Source organism: Aeromonas sp. OTU364, from assembly GCF_038440395.1.
In the GTDB taxonomy this organism is placed as follows: Bacteria; Pseudomonadota; Gammaproteobacteria; order Enterobacterales; family Aeromonadaceae; genus Aeromonas.
This window is the reverse complement of sequence record NZ_JASATR010000001.1, coordinates 295,178-310,997: the sequence shown is the minus strand read 5'-3', so window position 1 is coordinate 310,997 and position 15,820 is coordinate 295,178. Positions and strand designations below refer to the sequence as shown.

Sequence of the window (15,820 nt, the reverse complement as noted above, 5' to 3'; positions counted from 1 at the left end):
CCCTTTTGCCTGTATGGCTGCTGCGAAGAACCAGGGTAGGATTCTACCCTGGTATTTTTTTATTGGCGGGTCAGCAGCCTGGCTGCATTGCCGTATTCCAGCTCACCCAGCCTAAACAGGCAGAACTCCCCGGGCGCCATCTTCACCCAGCTCTCATTGCCGGTGAGCGGGCGGGTGGCTATCAGCGTCACCACGTCATTCGGGGTGGTCTCGCTCTGGAAGTCGATGGCCACGTCTTCATCCAGCAGACGGGCTTCGCCAAAGGGGGCCCTGCGGGTCAGCCAGTAGAGGTTGTTGCTGCAATAGGTCATCACGAACTCCCCATCCGACAGCAACATGTTGAATACCCCGAGTTCGCGCAGCTCGTCGCACAGGGTCGCGAGATAACGGAACATGGCGGGGAAGTTCGCCGGACGCTTGGGGTATTTCTGCTCCAGCCTGTCGAGCAGCCAGCAGAAGGCGTGCTCGCTGTCGGTGTCCCCCACAGGACGGTGGCGCCCGGTCCGCAACCCCTTGTAGCCGGTCAGCTGGCCGTTGTGGGCAAAGGTCCAGTAGCGTCCCCACAGCTCGCGGGTGAAGGGGTGGGTATTCTCCAGCGACACGCACCCCCGGTTGGCCTGCCGGATATGGCTGACCACGGCACGGCTCTTGATGGGCAGCGCCTGCACCAGCTTGGCGATGGGTGACTGGGCACTGGGTTCCGGATCCTTGAAGGTGCGAAAACCCCGCCCCTCGTAGAAGGTGATCCCCCAGCCATCCTTGTGGGGGCCCGTCTTGCCGCCCCGCAGCATCAGCCCGGTAAAGCTGAAGCAGATGTCGGTCGGCACATTGGCGCTCATGCCGAGCAGTTCGCACATGTCCAGTCCACTCCCTGAATTAATTGATCATCTCTGCGTCAATCAGCGAACTCAAGCTGGATGCGAGGCGCCAGGATCGGTCATCTGCCCCCCCGGCTGCCCCACCCGCCCTCTCTGATTACTTGGCCATCTCTTTTTCGACCAGCTGGATCAGGATGTGAATGACCTTGATGTGCACTTCCTGGATGCGGTCGGCATAGCCGAAGTGCGGCACCCGGATCTCGACATCGGCCAGGCCCGCCATCTTGCCACCGTCCTTGCCGGTCAGGGCGATCACTTTCATGCCTTTGGCGCGGGCAGCCTCGATGGCTTTGAGGATATTGCCGGAATTGCCGCTGGTGGAGATGCCGAGCAGCACGTCGCCACGACGGCCGACTGCTTCCACGTAGCGGGAGAAGACATAGTCATAGCCGAAGTCGTTGGAGACGCAGGAGAGGTGGCTGGGATCGGAAATGGCGATGCCGGCATAGCCAGGGCGGTTTTCGCGATAGCGGCCGGTCAGCTCCTCGGCAAAGTGCATGGCGTCGCAGTGGGAGCCGCCGTTGCCGCAGGAGAGCACCTTACCCTCTTCCTTGAAAGAGTCAGCCAGCAGTTTGGCGGCCGCCTCTATGTTCTTCAGATTTTGCTCATCGGCCAGAAAGGCCTGGAGCACGCCGGCAGCTTCGGTCAATTCATTGCGGATAAGTTCTTGGTACATGGCGTCTGATGTCTCTTTGTATCGTCCAACATAGGGTTCTGCATTGTCGCACAAGCCAATCCAATCGTCGCCCCCCGCCCGCCAAGATGCGGCCCCGCTACGTTAGGCCGATCACGGTGTCAAGGTAACGAGCTTGTAAACATCTTGATAATTTTGTGCACATGAATTACAACAGGGGCCACATCCAACAGGTCAGACCTCTGGATCAGTTAACCCACGTTTCCCAACTTCGGCAACTCATGCAAGGAGCGAAAAATGACGACGACCCTCACTCTGTTCGGGGTGATCCTGGTGATCGGCGCCATGGCTTACCGCCGGGCGTCACTGTTCACCTCCACGCTTGCCACGGCCGCCGCCCTGGTCGCCGGCGCCCTCTATGGCCATGTGCCCCTGCTGGTGTGGGTGCTGTTCGCGGTGATCGCCATCCCGCTCAACCTGGTGGAGTTTCGTCGCAACCAGCTGACCAAACCCCTGTTCAAGATCTACAAATCCATCATGCCGGAGATGTCCCGCACCGAGAAGGAAGCCATAGAGGCGGGCACCACCTGGTGGGAAGCGGATCTCTTTGCCGGCAATCCGAACTGGAAGAAGCTGCACGCCATCCCGGTCAGCACCCTCTCCGCCGAAGAGCAGGCCTTCATGGACGGCCCGGTTGAAGACGTGTGCCGCATGGTCAACGACTGGGAAGTGACCCACGAGCGGGCCGATCTCTCCCCCGAGGTGTGGCAATACCTGAAGGACCACAAGTTCTTCGCCATGATCATCAAGAAGAAGTACGGTGGCCTGGAGTTCTCCGCCTACGCCCAGTCCTGCGTGCTGCAAAAACTGTGCGGCGCCAGCGCCGTGCTCGCCTCCACCGTCGGCGTGCCCAACTCCCTGGGCCCGGGCGAGCTGCTGCAACACTACGGCACCGAAGAGCAGAAAGACCACTACCTGCCGCGCCTGGCCGTCGGCAAGGAGATCCCCTGCTTCGCCCTGACCAGCCCGGAAGCGGGCTCGGATGCGGGCTCCATTCCCGACTTCGGCGTCGTCTGCAAGGGCGAGTGGGAAGGGGAAGAAGTGCTCGGCATGCGCCTGACCTGGAACAAGCGCTACATCACGCTCGCCCCCATCGCCACCGTGCTGGGGCTGGCCTTCAAGCTGCGCGACCCGGATCACCTGCTGGGTGAGGAAGAGGAGCTTGGCATCACCTGTGCCCTGATCCCCACCGACATCAAGGGCGTCGAGATAGGCCGCCGTCACTTCCCCCTCAACGTGCCGTTCCAGAACGGGCCGACCAGGGGTAACGATGTGTTCGTGCCGCTGGACTTCATCATCGGCGGCCCGGCCATGGCCGGTCAGGGCTGGCGCATGCTGGTGGAGTGCCTCTCCGTCGGTCGCGGCATCACCCTGCCCTCCAACAGCACAGGGGGCGTCAAGATGCTGGCCCTGGCCACCGGTGCCTACAGCCGCATTCGTCGCCAGTTCAAGCTGCCCATCGGCAAGATGGAAGGCATCGAAGAGCCGCTGGCACGCCTGGGCGGCAACGCCTACATCATGGGCGCCGCCGCCAAGCTGACGGTGACCGGCATCGATCTCGGCGAGAAGCCGTCCGTCATCTCCGCCATCGTCAAGTACCACCTCACCGACCGTGCCCAGAAGTGCATCATAGATGCCATGGACATCCACGGCGGCAAGGCCATCTGCATGGGCCCGAACAACTACCTGGCCCGCGGCTATCAGGGGGCTCCCATCGCGGTGACCGTTGAGGGTGCCAACATCCTGACCCGCAGCATGATCATCTACGGTCAGGGTGCCATCCGCTGCCACCCCTACGTGCTGCCGGAGATGCTGGCGGCCAGCCACCCGGACAAGGAGCAGGCGCTGAAGGATTTCGACAAGGCGGTGTTCAGCCACGTGGGCTTTGCCATCAGCAACCTGGTGCGCAGCTTCTGGCTGGGCCTGACCGGCGCCCGCTTTGCAGCAGCGCCGTACAGGGATCAGACCAAGGGCTACTACCAGCAGCTCTCCCGCCTCAGTGCCAACCTGGCCTTCCTGTCCGACATGGCCATGGGCACCCTGGGCGGCGAGCTCAAGCGCAAGGAGCGGGTCTCCGCCCGCCTCGGCGACGTGCTGAGCCAGCTCTATCTCGCCTCCAGCGCCCTCAAGCGCTATCAGGACGAGGGGCGCCAGCAGGCCGACCTGCCGCTGCTGCACTGGGCGCTGCAAGACGCCATGTTCAAGGCACAGGAAGCCATCGACGAGCTGCTGCGCAACTTCCCGAATCGCTGGATTGGCTTGGCCCTGCGCGTCATCGTGTTGCCGCTGGGTCGCGACATGAAGCGTCCCTCCGACAAGCTGGACAGCCAGGTGGCCCGTCTGCTGCAGACCCCGAGTGCCACCCGCGACCGTCTGGCCGAAGGGCAGTACCTCACCCGCGAGGAGGGCAACCCCTTCGGGTTGCTGGAACAGGCCCTCGATGACGTGCTGACCGCCGAGCCGCTGTTTGACAAGGTGTGCAAGGCAGAGGGTCGCAAGCGTCCCTTCACCCAGCTGGACAAGGTGGCGGACGCCGGCCTGGCCCTGGGGGTCATCAACCAGACCGAGGCCGACCTGCTGCGTCGTGCCGAAGAGAGCCGCCTGCGCACCATCAACGTCGATGACTTCGACCCCATCGACCTGGTGGCCAACAAGGCGCTGTTTGAAGCGTCGGCCTATCACAGGGCAGCCTGATGCCATGAATGCCAAAACGCCTCCTTAATGGAGGCGTTTTTCATGCTGGCATCTGCCCGGCAACCCCGGAGACAGAAAGAGCGATCGGCTGGATCATATTTTGGATATCAATCCGTTTCCTATCTTGAATGAAGCGGTTAAGGTAAGCACAGGATCACAAACAGGATTGCGTAATGGATGATCAAATCCTGATTATTGACGATGAAGAGCTGCCCCAGACAGCACCGCGACCCGCCGGCTGGAAGGTGATGATAGTGGACGATGAGCCCGAGGTGCATCGCATCACCAAGATTACCCTGAGCAAGTTTGAGTTCGACGGCAAGCCCATCGATTTTCTGCACGCCTATTCGGCCGCCGAGGCCAAGTCCCTGCTCGCCACCACCCCGGATGTCGCCCTGCTGCTGCTCGATGTGGTCATGGAAGCGGATCACGCCGGTCTGGAGGTGGTCAAGTTCGTGCGCGACGAGCTGCAAAACAAGATGGTGCGCATAGTGCTGCGCACCGGCCAACCCGGCCAGGCGCCGGAAGATGACGTCGTCACCAACTACGACATCAACGACTACAAGGACAAGACGGAACTCACCTCCCAGAAGCTGCGCACCCTGCTGCGCGCCAGCCTGCGCTCCTACCGGGACATTCGCACCCTGGAGAGCAATCGCCAGGGGCTGGAGAAGGTCATCGAGGCCTCCAAGGGGATCTTCGAGCAGCGGGCACTGCGGCAGTTCGTCGAAGGGGCCCAGACCCAGCTCAGCGCCCTGCTCAACCTGGAAGAGTCCCAGATCTATGATGTGAAGCATCTGGCCTACGAGGTGCGGGATCAGGTGCTGGAGCCCCTGCTCAGCGACGGCCCGGCCCTGCGCCTCAGTGAAGCGCCGGCCATACTGCGCTGCGCCATGGACAAGGGCGCCAACGTCTACGACGGCAACCAGCTGGTGCTCTACTGCCAGAACCCCCGTCACCACCTGCTGTTCCACATCGAGACCACCCGTCCCCTCAGCCAGATGGATACCGGCCTGCTCAGCCTGTTCACCGAGAACATCATAGTGGCGCTGGAGAACATCCGGCTCAACGAGGTCATCGGCGACAACCAGCGCGAGATCATCTACCGCATCGGCGAGCTGGTGGAGAGCCGCTCCAAGGAGTCCGGCCTGCACGTCAAGCGGGTGGCGCTCTACACCGAGCTGTTCTGCCAGCTGCTGGGCATGAACGAAGACAGGTGCGAGCTCATCAAGCGCGCCTCTCCCCTGCACGACATCGGCAAGGTGGGGATCCCGGATGCCATCCTGCACAAGCCGGGCAAACTCACCCCAGAGGAGTGGGAGATCATGAAGACCCACGCCCAGCTGGGGCAGGACATGCTCTCCGGCAGCGATCTCGCGCTGTTCCAGATAGGCGCCACCATAGCCGGGAACCATCACGAGAAGTGGAACGGCAGCGGCTACCCCCGCGGGCTAAAGGGAGAGGCCATCCCGCTGGAGGGGCGCATAGTCGCGCTGGCGGACGTGTTCGATGCCCTGGGGTCGGATCGCTGCTACAAGCAGGCCTGGCCACTTGATGAGGTGCTGGCGCTGATCAGGGCAGAGAAGGGAGAGCACTTCGATCCCCTGCTGGTGGACCTGATGCTGACCAACCTCGAGAAGTTCCTCGAGATCCGCGAACAGTACAAGGACGTCTATATCGGCGCCCACTGAGACAGGGGTCCTGCGAGCTGCCACCTCGCCATCATGCAGAAGCCGCCCACAGGGCGGCTTCTTTGCGTTGAGCGTGGCTACTGCTCCGGCAGATTGAGATCCAGCTTGGGCTCCGCCGCCGGGGTCGCTGCCTCGCTTTGTGCCTTCTGGGCCGCCATCGCCTTGTGCAGGGTGCGGCGCTTTTGCAGCAGGATGAAGCCACCCGCCCCCAGCAGGAGCAGCAACAGGCCGCCACCTCCCAGGGCCCAGGGCAACCAGACCGGGCTCTCCCGCTCCTCAAACCTGGCCTGGGCCGGTACCGCCGCCGAGGTGGGAGACGCCGCTGAAGGGGTGGGCGCCGGTGGCGGCATGATGGTGAACGACTTGACCGGCAGCTGCAGTTGCACCTCGCGGCCGAGTCGGGTGGTGCCAAACAGGGTCGCTTCCACCCTGTACTGGCCTGCCGCCTTGAGGGCGGAGAGATCGACGCCAAGGCGGGGCTCGGTTGCTACTGCATTGAAGGCCATGCTGACCCCTGTGCTGTCGATGGCCTTGCCCTGGATCACCACGGAGGCCGGATCCAGCTCGTCGGCATCGATGAGCAAGGAGAGCCTGGCCCCGGTGTCACCGGAAGGGGCATCCAGGGTGTAGCTCAGCGGCCAGGGGAAGAGCAGCACCTGCTGGGACTGGGCACGGGAGAACACCTGGTTGCCGGTGCTGTAGAGGGCGCGATACTTGCCTGCCGGCACGTCCAGCACCGCCTCGGCGGTCAGCACGCCATCCCCGGGCACCTCGTCGAGCCCCTTGCCATCATCCAGGTAGTGTCCGAGGGTCTCCTCGACGATGGGCTCCCCGCTCTGGGCCGCATCGTTGAACTGCTGCAGCTTCACCGTCATGCCGAGATCGGAGAGGTAGTAGTCCGCCCCCGGCGCCGCCCCGTCGATCAGCAGCCTGGCTTGCAGCTTGACCCGCTCCCCCTGATAGAGGCGGGTCGGCAACGGCTCGCTCTCGAGCCGGATATCGGTGAGCAGGCGCACCCTGTTGTCGGGATCCACCTCGCCGATGGCCTGCCAGGGGCCCGGCATGGGGTTGCGCACCGTGATGAGATCCTGATCCTGCTGCGTCAGCCAGCCCACATCCGGCGGCGTGACCTTGCCCACATAGAGCTTGCTGCCATCCGGCCGCACCAGGATCACCGACGGCGTGCCCGGCTTGCGCTTGATGATGAAGGTGATCTCCTTGACCCCGTAATCGATGCGAAAGCGGTTGTCGAGCAGCGGAATGTCGGAGGGGGCAAACACCTCGTTGGCCATGCCGGAGAGGGAGGCCAGCAGCAGCACGCCCCCCCAGAGCGAACTCATTGCCGCCACAGGCAGGCTCCCCCTTTCTTCTGAACCAGATCCAGCCTGGCCTCATGGGCGGCGACCACCTCGTCGCTGGCGCGCACCACCTTGAGGGGCGCGCGGTTGCTCTCCAGCCGGCGGATACCGGTGTCCTGGTTGCTGTCATTCTCGTTGCTCTCGCTGGCCAGATTGAGCTTGGTCTGGCCACCCGTCATCAGCAGGTAGACGTCCGCCAGGATCTCCGCATCGAGCAAGGCCCCGTGCAGGGTACGGTGGGAGTTGTCGATGCCGTAGCGATCGCACAGCACATCCAGGTTGTTGCGCTTGCCGGGGAAAAGGTCCCGCGCCATCGCCAGGGTATCCGTGATGCCGCAGATGTCCGCCGTCTTGAAGTCGAGGCCGAGCTTGCTGAACTCATAGTCCATGAAGCTCACGTCAAAGGGCGCGTTGTGGGCGATGATCTCGGCACCGCGGATGAAGGCGATGAAGTCGTCGGCTATCTGGCTGAAGGAGGGCTTGTCCGCCAGGAAGGCATCGGTGATGCCGTGCACGGCGATGGCCTCGGGGTCCACCAGCCGATCCGGCTTGATGTAGACATGGAAATGGTTGCCGGTCAGTTTGCGGTTGATCACCTCCACACAGCCGATCTCGACGATGCGGTGCCCGAGGTAGACGGGGCCGCCTGCCGTGTTCATGCCTGTGGTTTCAGTATCCAGAATGATCTGGCGATTCAGTTGGGGTGTGCTCATGATCGAATCCATGTCAAACTTCGGTTTTATTCGCTAGTTTACCCCAAGACACATGCTAAAAAAGATTGATTTGTATACGGATGGTTCCTGTCTCGGCAATCCGGGCCCCGGCGGCTATGGCGCCGTCATGGTCTATGGCAAGCACCGCAAGGAGTTGGCAGGGGGCTATCGGCTGACCACCAACAACCGGATGGAGCTGATGGCCGCCATCATGGGGCTGCGCACCCTGAACGAACCCTGCCAGGTTCGCCTGACCACTGACAGCCAGTATGTGCGCCAGGGCATCACCCAGTGGATCATCGGCTGGAAGAAGAAAGGCTGGATGACATCCAACCGCCAACCGGTCAAGAACGTCGATCTCTGGCAGGCGCTGGACGCGGAAGTGGCGCGCCACCAGATCGAATGGCTCTGGGTCAAGGGTCACTCCGGTCACCCGGAAAACGAACGCTGCGACGTGCTGGCCCGGGATGCCGCCAGCGGCAAGCAGCTCGCCGAAGACACGGGTTACCAGCCCTGAGATGCCGAAGCGTCTCTATCAATGAAGGGAACAGCCAGCGGTCTGTCGTGGCATCCTCGTCACCAGCCCTGGCGCGCCATGCCAGGCGCCGCCATCGACTCCGGCAGGCGCCAGCGACGGCGCACCGGGGTGACGGGGAAACGCCGCTTGCGGGCGGCTATCACATAGACAGAGGCAAAGGCCCTGCAGTAATCCCGCCCCAGGCTCTCCCGCCACCAGCCGATCCGGCTCTGCTTCCCCATGAAGGAGAAACCGAAGCGCTCGTCAAACATCACCTCGCACCCCAGCAGTTGCAACCAGTCGGTCACCCGGGCCGGGGTGAACATGCGGGCCGACCAGGGCAGGTGTTGTCGCATGAAGGGCAGGTAATGACCCAGGCCGACCAGGCTGGTGGGGTTGTAGCCACTGACGATGAGCCAGCCGTCATCGGTCAGCACCCGCTCAGCCTCGCGCAGCACCTGGTGGGGATCCGGTGAAAAGTCGAGGCAGTGGGCGAGCAGGCAGGCATCCACGCTGGCGGTGCGGATCGGCAAGGCAAGGGGATCCCCCTTGATGTCCAGCAGGCGCCCGCCGGGGGCAACACCTAGCTGGTGGCGAATGGTGGAGCTGCCGCAGGAGAGCTCGGCGCTCAGGGCGCCAATTTTCAGCAGATGGTAGCCAAACAGATGAGGGCACCAGTTGTCGAGCCGCTCCTGGAGCTCGGCCGCCACCCAGTCCCCCATGGGCAGTGCCGACCAGCTGGTCGGGATCGCGATCTGTTGTTCGGTACGTGCCAGCTGCATAATGGGACCAATCCGGGGTGCGAATGCCATCTTGTTATATAAGATCCCTTCCACAAAGAGAACACAAAGAGAAGCCGACCCATGTATACCGTCATCACAGTTCCCGCCTTCAGCGACAATTACATCTGGTTGATCCGACACGAAAATCACTGCCTGGTCGTGGATCCGGGAGAGGCGGCCCCCGTGCTGGAGCGGCTCGAGACCCTCGGGCTTGAGCTCGATGCCATCCTGCTGACCCACCATCATCGCGACCATGTGGGCGGCGTCACGGATCTGCTCCACCATTTCCCCCATGCCCGCCTCTATGGCCCCAAGCATGATCCCATGCCGGATCACCACGGCCAGTGGCTCGATGACGGGGATCAGATCAACTGGCACGGCCTGAGCCTGGATGTCCTCCACATCCCCGGCCATACCCTGGGCCACATCGCCTATCACGGCCATGGCATGCTGTTTTGTGGCGACACCCTCTTCAGTGCCGGCTGCGGCCGCCTGTTCGAAGGCAGCCCAGCCCAGATGTATGGATCCCTGCAGCGGCTCGCGGCCCTGCCCGATGACACCCTCCTCTATTGTGCCCATGAATACACCCTCTCCAACCTGCGTTTCGCCCATGCGGTCGAGCCGGACAATCTGGCGATCCAGCGCCGGATCGGGGTGATCAGCAAGCTGCGTCAGCAGGGCCTGCCGAGCCTCCCCTCACGCCTGGGGGATGAGCGGCATTTCAATGTTTTTCTGCGCTGCAATGAGGACTCAGTGAAATTTTCTGCTGAGAAATACGCCCTTAAATGCTTGGAAAATCCAGAGGATACCTTCACCGTGCTGAGGGGCTGGAAGGACGTTTTTTGAACAAACCTTGATCAGGGGGCCATTGCCCCTTATGATGCGAGCTGTTTTTCAAGAGATGACCTGAGCGAGATGAAGCTACGAACGGCCTTATTGGCGGCGCTGTTTCTCAGCGGCTGTCAAAACCTGAGCCATCAGGATGACCGGGCGGTAACGGCAATCGAGCCGATCAAATCCCCCCAAGTCAGCAAGAAAACATACAAAAAACATTCGGCACGCTTCCTGTTCGGCGATGAACAGATTGAAGAGCTGGATGACACGGATAACCTGTGGGTGCGTATCAGCGATGATATGCAGCTGGACTCGCACGAAAATGCTCGTGTCCGCCAGCAGCGTGATTGGTTACTGCGTAATGATAAGCATATGGCGACCATTGCCAGCCGGGCTGAGCCCTACCTGTATCTGATGGTAGAGGAAATCGAACGGCGTGAGCTGCCAATGGAGCTTATTACCATCCCCATGATCGAGAGCATGTTCGATCCCAATGCCCGCTCCCGCAGCAATGCGGTGGGTCTTTGGCAGTTCGTGCCTGCGACCGGCAAGAACTTCGGCCTGCGCCACGACAACTGGTATGACGGCCGCCGCGATGTATTGGCGTCCACCAATGCCGCACTGGACTACCTGGAGTACCTGAACCGTTTCTTCGACGGCGACTGGCTGCAGACCCTGGCCGCTTACAATGCCGGCGAAGGCCGGGTACGCAACGCCATCATCCGCAATCAGAAGGCCGGTCGGCCGACCGATTACTGGTCGCTGGACCTGCCACGTGAGACCCGGATGTATGTACCCAAGATCCTGGCCATGGCCGACATGATCCGCAATGCGGACAAATACAATGTCACCCTGCCGGTGCTGGCCAACAAGCCGCAGCTGCGGACCATCAACACAGGTGGCCAGATCGATCTGAACGTGGCGGCCCAGCTGGCAGGCGTCTCCGCTTCCCAGCTCAAGGCCCTCAATCCGGCACTCAAGCGTGGCATGACCTCGCCGCGAGGCCCCTACAACCTGTTGGTACCCATCGAGTACGCCGACACCCTGGAGCTGGCCCTGGCCGATCTGCCCCAGCGTGAACGTACCCGTGGCGTGCGCTCCTATCAGGTCACCAGCGGCGATACCCTCTCCCGCATCGCCCAGAACCACGGGGTGAGCGTGCAGCAGCTCAAGCTGGCCAACAACCTGCGCGGCAACAATCTGCGCCGTGGCCAGAGCCTGATAATCCCCAACGGGGGACGCGCAAGCCAGGCCGTTCAGAGCAAACCGCAGCAGCTGGCGAGCCGCAGTGGCAGCAAGATCCAGTATCAGGTGCGTTCGGGTGACAATCTGTGGAGCATCAGCCAGGCCCACGGGGTGACCCACGCCGATCTGGCCAAGTGGAACGGCCTGAGCGCCAAGTCAGCCCTGAAACCGGGCATGAAGCTGGTGGTCTGGCCCAAGCAGGGCAAGGGCAGCAACAAATCCATGGTCTATCAGGTGCGTCGCGGGGATTCCCTCTCCTCCATCGCCGCCCGCTTCCAGGTCGCCGTCAACGACGTGATGCGCTGGAACCAGCTCGGCAAGAGCGACTACCTCAAGCCGGGGCAGGAGCTGACCCTGTTCGTGAAGAACAACAGCTGATCGCTTCTCACCGAATAAAAAAATACCCCGCGAGTGCGGGGTATTTTTTTATCTGCATACACCAGCCGAAGCCAATCCCCCTTGTTGGGCGTCAGACTCAGGGAGTGATGGCCTGGGCCGCGAACCGCGCCATGATGGGATTGTGATCCGAGGCATCGGTGGCCGGTGAGCTCACCTCCACCAGGTCCAGGTTGCGGTAGTAGAGGTGATCCAGCGGACGGCCAAAGGCAGTACGGCGCAAGTCGGGCACGGGGATGGCCTCCTGCAGGCCGAGCTCGCCGACCAGCTTGTTCAGCCAGAACTCGCGCTTGTCGCTCCAGGTGTTGAAGTCGCCCCCCAGGATGACAGGGCCCTGATGGCGATGGATCAAGGCGGTCAGATCGTTGAGCTGTTCGCGGAAGGTGGCCATCCCCAGCTCGAAGTTGACCGCATGCAGGTTGACCACCAGCACGCCGTCAGGATCCCCCTGCAAGGGGTAGAGGCTCACCAGACCGGACTTGGGGATGCGCAGCAGCGGCTCGGGGGAGCGCACGCCACAGACGAAGGCCTGCGGCGTCTTGGCCACCGTCATGACACCGAAGGAGACGCCGCCCTGGGTGAACGCCTGCAACTGCTGCCACTGGAAGTCGCCGGCACGCAGCCATTGCAGCATCTCGGGCCGGGTCGCCGACTCCTGCAGCAGCACCAGATCCTGGGACTTGGCATATTCATCCAGCCCTTCGCGCCAGTTCTTGCGCTGCCCCTTGTAGAGATTCCAGACGGTGATGCCAAACTCGCGGGGCAAGGCGGTGGAGGCCAGCGCCACCAGGGGGGGCTTCTGGCAATCAACGCCGGGCACTATGCCCGCCGCCGTGACCAGGTGATCCTGATCCGGCACCTCGAAACAGCCAACCAGTCCCAGCGTCAGCAGGGAAGTCCCCAGAATCCGATAACTATTTTTCATTGGCTAACAATCACCTGCCTCTGCAAGGCGCCATGATCCTCACAGAGGTCATGGACGCCGACTAGTCTCATTATTCGTGTCCGGCCCGACTCATCCATGAGGGATCCCGCAATGGCGAGACAGCACCAGTACCGCGTGACATTTTATGATCAACAAGGAACCTGTCATCAAGTGGAGCTTTCCACCGTCTATCAGATCAGACGGGATCCCCAGTGCGATCTCTGCCTGTTCGACACGGATCAGTGCGTCGGCTCGGAAGAAATGCTGGAACGCATGATACGGCAAAAAACCGGGCTTGAGCAGGAAATATCCATAATCAACGCCCGGCTCATCTGAGCAGGTTCAGACCGGAACGGGACGGGATTTGCCCTGATCGTCGATGGCCACGTAGGTAAAGACCCCTTCCGTCACGCAGTAACGCTGGGCCTCATTCTCCCGCAGCACCGGCTTGACCCAGACCTCCAGCTTGAGGCGCATGGAGCTGCGCCCCACCTTCAGGCAGCGACCATAGCAGCACACCACGTCGCCCACCTTGACCGGACTGTGGAAGGTCATGCCCTCCACCGAGACGGTACAGATGCGTCCTTTTGCCAGCTCCTTGGCCATGATGCCCCCACCTATATCCATCTGGGACATGATCCACCCCCCGAAGATATCGCCATTGGGGTTGGTATCGGCTGGCATCGCCAGGGTTCTCAGCAACAGCTCCCCATCGGGATGACGCTTTGTCTCTTCCATCATTACCGCTCTCTACTATATGGATGGCGGCATGATAGGGGGCGATCCCGCCCTTGGCAAACTTCAATCGCCGAGCAGACCCGCGCCGCGCGGGGCTCCCGTGCCCCACCACATGCAAAAAAGACCAGGTTGAAACCCATCCTGACTCAGCCTTGCAAGGACGCCTGGGCGGCAAACCAGTGGGCCGGATCCGGCCAGCGGTAGACGAAACCCAGTCGCTGGCAGATGCGCTCTCCCTCGATGGGGGAAAAGTCCCCCACCGGCTCGATGAACTGCGGGGGCGCCAGCCCGAGCAGACGGCTCGCGAAGGGATAGAGCTGCTCCCGGCGCGGGTGGACCGGAGCGCTCAGGTTATAGGCGTCCCCCTCCTGCCCCGCCGCCAGCATCAGCTGGCAGGCCGCCACCACATCGTCCAGATGCACCAGGTTCACCGCCTGCCCTCCCCCCGCCAGCGTCTTGCCCGCGAGGAAGCGCCCGGGGTGTCTGTCCGGACCGTAGAGGCCGGCCGGGCGCAGCACCATGGCGCAGGCAAAGCCTCCCTCCTGGACAGCCAGTTCTGCCGCCCGCATCCGCTCACCCCTGGCGCTGGCCGGACTCGGGGTCTCATCCTCCCCCTGCCCTGGCGCCCACACCGAGGTCGCGCTGATAAAGAGCACCTTGCCAGCGCTGGCCGCCCTGGCCAGCTGGCACAGCCGTGCCACCGACGCCGGGTAGTCTTCGGTCTTGCTGGGGGGCACGCAGATCACCAGATCGCGGCAGCAAAACGGCAGCGGGCCCGCCATGTCCGGGGCCAGCAGCAGCGGCCAGGCCGCGATGCCCCCGTCACGCAACCGGGTCGCCTTCTCGAGGGAACTGACCGTCACGGCGACCGACTGACCCTGCGCCTGCAACGCCCGGGCCAGCGGCAACCCCAGCCAGCCAGCTCCCACTATTCCCGTCTGATACTCGTGTTCGGTCGTCATTGGCAAAATCCTGACAAAAAAAAACGGCCATCCATGATGACCGTCGAAAGTAACGAAGGAAATAGCCGGATGAACCGGTTACCTCCCACAGCGGGAAAATCGGGAGCGCACGCTCCTAATTCGTGGGCCTATCCTAGTGGCAGCGCGGTCAAAAAGCTTTGAAGCGGATCACAGTTGAAAAGGATTTCTGAAAGCGCTTTCACCGTTTGATGAAAAAGCTGGCCCGCTTGGGGCCAACTTCATGACTCAGGCCACGGACTCCCGACGCACCAGTTCCGCTTCAAACTTGAGCGCCAGGCCCTCTACCGGCTTGTGATCCAGCAGGCGCAAGGCCAGCTCGGCGGCCCGCTCTCCCATCTCCTCGATGGGGTAGCGCACCGTGGTGAGCTTGGGATAGATGTAACGGGCATAGGGTATGTCGTCGAAGCCGACCACCGAGACCTGCTGCGGTATCTTGTAGCCCCGCTCCAGCAGGCAGGAGATGGCCCCCGCCACCATGGCATCGTTGAAGCCCAGCACGGCCGTGAAGGGAACGCCGCGCTCCAGCAGCTCGCTCATGGCCACATAGCCCCCCTTCTCGTCGGCGAAGGCGCGACCGATGAGGGCAGGATCCAGCTCGATGCCGGCCCGTTGCAGGGCGACGCGATAGCCGGCCATCCGCTGCTGGCCATCGACGAACTCCTCGTCATCCGAGGTGATGAAGGCGATCCGGCTGTGTCCCGCGTCCAGCAGGTGCTGACAGGCCGTGGTGATGCCCGCCTGGTTGTCGAGCCAGACGCAGCGCTCCTCGCAGCCCGGCACCTGGCGATTGATGAAGACGATGGGGGTGGACCCCGACGCCAGCTCGCTGAGCTCTTCGTCCGGCAGCGCCTTGCTGTGCAGGATCAGGGCGTCGCACTGGCGTTGCAGCAGCGCCTGGATGGCGTGACGCTCCCGGGCCGCGTCATGGTTGCCGGAGACCACTATGGTGAACTTGTTCGCCTTGTCGACCATGCTCTCGATGCCACGCATCATCTGGGCGAAGAAGGGGCCACCACAGAGATCCCCAACCAGGACACCGATGCAGTTGGAACGCTTGCTTACCAGGGCCTGGGCGAAGCTGTTTGGACGAAAACTCAGCTCCTTCATGGCCGCGAGCACGGCCTCGCGCTTCTCGGGTGCCACCTGCGCCGTGTTGTTGATGACTCGCGACACCGTCGAAATGGACACATTCGCCAGCTGAGATACGTCTTTGATCGTTGCCACTCTCAATTCCTTTGTTGGGGAAGCCTGTCTGTGTTGATCGGGCATTATATCGAACCAGTCAGACCAAGACGCGGCGCCCGATCACCTGACAGGTTTCCTTTTGTAACAAAGCTTAAGGGATAATAACCATTCTGAGGCAAGAATGGGA

At 62.4% G+C, this 15,820-nt stretch carries 16 protein-coding genes; 6 read left to right on the top strand and 10 right to left on the bottom strand.

All coding sequences use genetic code 11. The annotated features are described in order from the left end of the window. Positions 1-59 precede the first annotated feature (59 nt). The gene (locus AAHB08_RS01485; protein ID WP_139439280.1) at positions 60-857 is read right to left on the bottom strand and encodes a class II glutamine amidotransferase; all 798 of its coding nucleotides are present in this window, start codon (positions 855-857) and stop codon (positions 60-62) included. A gap of 118 nt (positions 858-975) precedes the next feature. Beyond that, positions 976-1,554 carry a D-sedoheptulose 7-phosphate isomerase gene (lpcA, locus tag AAHB08_RS01480; RefSeq protein WP_005325554.1) on the bottom strand — a complete coding sequence of 193 codons (579 nt, stop codon included), beginning with the start codon at positions 1,552-1,554 and terminating at the stop codon, positions 976-978. Between the two features lie 255 nt (positions 1,555-1,809). Here lpcA and fadE point away from each other — a divergent pair, with 255 nt between their 5' ends. Both fadE and AAHB08_RS01470 read left to right on the top strand, forming a co-directional pair. Further along, positions 1,810-4,266, top strand: coding sequence for an acyl-CoA dehydrogenase FadE (gene fadE / locus AAHB08_RS01475; RefSeq protein ID WP_265435705.1), 2,457 nt, complete (start codon positions 1,810-1,812; stop codon positions 4,264-4,266). A gap of 173 nt (positions 4,267-4,439) precedes the next feature. Then, on the top strand, positions 4,440-5,957 hold the full coding sequence (locus AAHB08_RS01470) for an HD domain-containing phosphohydrolase (protein ID WP_139439278.1): 1,518 nt from the start codon (positions 4,440-4,442) through the stop codon (positions 5,955-5,957). A gap of 77 nt (positions 5,958-6,034) precedes the next feature. Here the strand turns inward: AAHB08_RS01470 and AAHB08_RS01465 are convergent, their stop codons facing one another. Both AAHB08_RS01465 and dnaQ read right to left on the bottom strand, forming a co-directional pair. Further along, the gene (locus AAHB08_RS01465) at positions 6,035-7,297 is read right to left on the bottom strand and encodes a TIGR03503 family protein (RefSeq protein ID WP_342057882.1); all 1,263 of its coding nucleotides are present in this window, start codon (positions 7,295-7,297) and stop codon (positions 6,035-6,037) included. Continuing rightward, a complete protein-coding gene (dnaQ, locus tag AAHB08_RS01460; protein ID WP_342057881.1) occupies positions 7,294-8,028 on the bottom strand; it encodes a DNA polymerase III subunit epsilon in 735 nt (244 codons plus the stop codon). Before dnaQ ends, AAHB08_RS01465 begins: the two co-directional genes overlap by 4 nt. Before the next feature lie 52 nt (positions 8,029-8,080). Between dnaQ and rnhA the strand changes: the two genes are divergently transcribed. Further along, positions 8,081-8,545, top strand: a complete 465-nt coding sequence (gene rnhA, locus AAHB08_RS01455) for a ribonuclease HI (protein WP_025326391.1) — start codon at positions 8,081-8,083, stop codon at positions 8,543-8,545. A 59-nt stretch (positions 8,546-8,604) separates the two neighbouring features. On the opposite strand, the gene AAHB08_RS01450 is transcribed toward rnhA, so the two are convergent. Then, on the bottom strand, positions 8,605-9,327 hold the full coding sequence (locus AAHB08_RS01450) for a class I SAM-dependent methyltransferase (protein WP_162519303.1): 723 nt from the start codon (positions 9,325-9,327) through the stop codon (positions 8,605-8,607). An 81-nt stretch (positions 9,328-9,408) separates the two neighbouring features. Between AAHB08_RS01450 and gloB the strand changes: the two genes are divergently transcribed. Continuing rightward, positions 9,409-10,173: a hydroxyacylglutathione hydrolase gene (gene gloB / locus AAHB08_RS01445; RefSeq protein WP_247626843.1), complete on the top strand. Its 765-nt coding sequence runs from the start codon at positions 9,409-9,411 to the stop codon at positions 10,171-10,173. Between the two features lie 87 nt (positions 10,174-10,260). Here the strand turns inward: gloB and AAHB08_RS01440 are convergent, their stop codons facing one another. Further along, complete coding sequence (locus tag AAHB08_RS01440; protein WP_241672827.1) at positions 10,261-10,479, bottom strand: hypothetical protein; 219 nt, start codon at positions 10,477-10,479, stop codon at positions 10,261-10,263. A gap of 54 nt (positions 10,480-10,533) precedes the next feature. On the opposite strand from AAHB08_RS01440, the gene AAHB08_RS01435 reads away from it, so the two are divergent. Further along, the gene (locus AAHB08_RS01435; RefSeq protein ID WP_241672826.1) at positions 10,534-11,784 is read left to right on the top strand and encodes a LysM peptidoglycan-binding domain-containing protein; all 1,251 of its coding nucleotides are present in this window, start codon (positions 10,534-10,536) and stop codon (positions 11,782-11,784) included. Positions 11,785-11,881: 97 nt separating this feature from the next. On the opposite strand, the gene AAHB08_RS01430 is transcribed toward AAHB08_RS01435, so the two are convergent. Then, positions 11,882-12,727, bottom strand: coding sequence for an endonuclease/exonuclease/phosphatase family protein (locus AAHB08_RS01430; RefSeq protein ID WP_139439273.1), 846 nt, complete (start codon positions 12,725-12,727; stop codon positions 11,882-11,884). A 111-nt stretch (positions 12,728-12,838) separates the two neighbouring features. Here AAHB08_RS01430 and AAHB08_RS01425 point away from each other — a divergent pair, with 111 nt between their 5' ends. Further along, on the top strand, positions 12,839-13,063 hold the full coding sequence (locus tag AAHB08_RS01425) for a hypothetical protein (RefSeq protein ID WP_025326386.1): 225 nt from the start codon (positions 12,839-12,841) through the stop codon (positions 13,061-13,063). Positions 13,064-13,069: 6 nt separating this feature from the next. On the opposite strand, the gene yciA is transcribed toward AAHB08_RS01425, so the two are convergent. From yciA to AAHB08_RS01410, 3 genes are all read right to left on the bottom strand, one after another. Continuing rightward, on the bottom strand, positions 13,070-13,468 hold the full coding sequence (gene yciA, locus AAHB08_RS01420; protein WP_005325590.1) for an acyl-CoA thioester hydrolase YciA: 399 nt from the start codon (positions 13,466-13,468) through the stop codon (positions 13,070-13,072). A gap of 143 nt (positions 13,469-13,611) precedes the next feature. Next, positions 13,612-14,427 (bottom strand): NAD-dependent epimerase/dehydratase family protein, encoded by an 816-nt coding sequence (locus AAHB08_RS01415; RefSeq protein WP_342057880.1) that lies wholly within the window; start codon positions 14,425-14,427, stop codon positions 13,612-13,614. A gap of 246 nt (positions 14,428-14,673) precedes the next feature. Beyond that, positions 14,674-15,672, bottom strand: coding sequence for a LacI family DNA-binding transcriptional regulator (locus AAHB08_RS01410; protein ID WP_041206143.1), 999 nt, complete (start codon positions 15,670-15,672; stop codon positions 14,674-14,676). Between the last annotated feature and the right edge of the window lie 148 nt (positions 15,673-15,820).

Bases quoted from the DNA above. Each gene is read 5' to 3' on its own strand.
- AAHB08_RS01415 (WP_342057880.1), bottom strand. From the start codon at position 14,427: ATGACGACCGAACACGAGTATCAGACGGGAATAGTGGGAGCTGGCTGG.
- AAHB08_RS01430 (WP_139439273.1), bottom strand. From the start codon at position 12,727: ATGAAAAATAGTTATCGGATTCTGGGGACTTCCCTGCTGACGCTGGGA.
- rnhA (WP_025326391.1), top strand. From the start codon at position 8,081: ATGCTAAAAAAGATTGATTTGTATACGGATGGTTCCTGTCTCGGCAAT.
- AAHB08_RS01470 (WP_139439278.1), top strand. From the start codon at position 4,440: ATGGATGATCAAATCCTGATTATTGACGATGAAGAGCTGCCCCAGACA.
- AAHB08_RS01435 (WP_241672826.1), top strand. From the start codon at position 10,534: ATGGCGACCATTGCCAGCCGGGCTGAGCCCTACCTGTATCTGATGGTA.
- gloB (WP_247626843.1), top strand. From the start codon at position 9,409: ATGTATACCGTCATCACAGTTCCCGCCTTCAGCGACAATTACATCTGG.
- AAHB08_RS01465 (WP_342057882.1), bottom strand. From the start codon at position 7,297: ATGAGTTCGCTCTGGGGGGGCGTGCTGCTGCTGGCCTCCCTCTCCGGC.
- fadE (WP_265435705.1), top strand. From the start codon at position 1,810: ATGACGACGACCCTCACTCTGTTCGGGGTGATCCTGGTGATCGGCGCC.
- AAHB08_RS01450 (WP_162519303.1), bottom strand. From the start codon at position 9,327: ATGCAGCTGGCACGTACCGAACAACAGATCGCGATCCCGACCAGCTGG.
- lpcA (WP_005325554.1), bottom strand. From the start codon at position 1,554: ATGTACCAAGAACTTATCCGCAATGAATTGACCGAAGCTGCCGGCGTG.
- AAHB08_RS01485 (WP_139439280.1), bottom strand. From the start codon at position 857: ATGTGCGAACTGCTCGGCATGAGCGCCAATGTGCCGACCGACATCTGC.
- AAHB08_RS01425 (WP_025326386.1), top strand. From the start codon at position 12,839: ATGGCGAGACAGCACCAGTACCGCGTGACATTTTATGATCAACAAGGA.
- dnaQ (WP_342057881.1), bottom strand. From the start codon at position 8,028: ATGAGCACACCCCAACTGAATCGCCAGATCATTCTGGATACTGAAACC.
- yciA (WP_005325590.1), bottom strand. From the start codon at position 13,468: ATGATGGAAGAGACAAAGCGTCATCCCGATGGGGAGCTGTTGCTGAGA.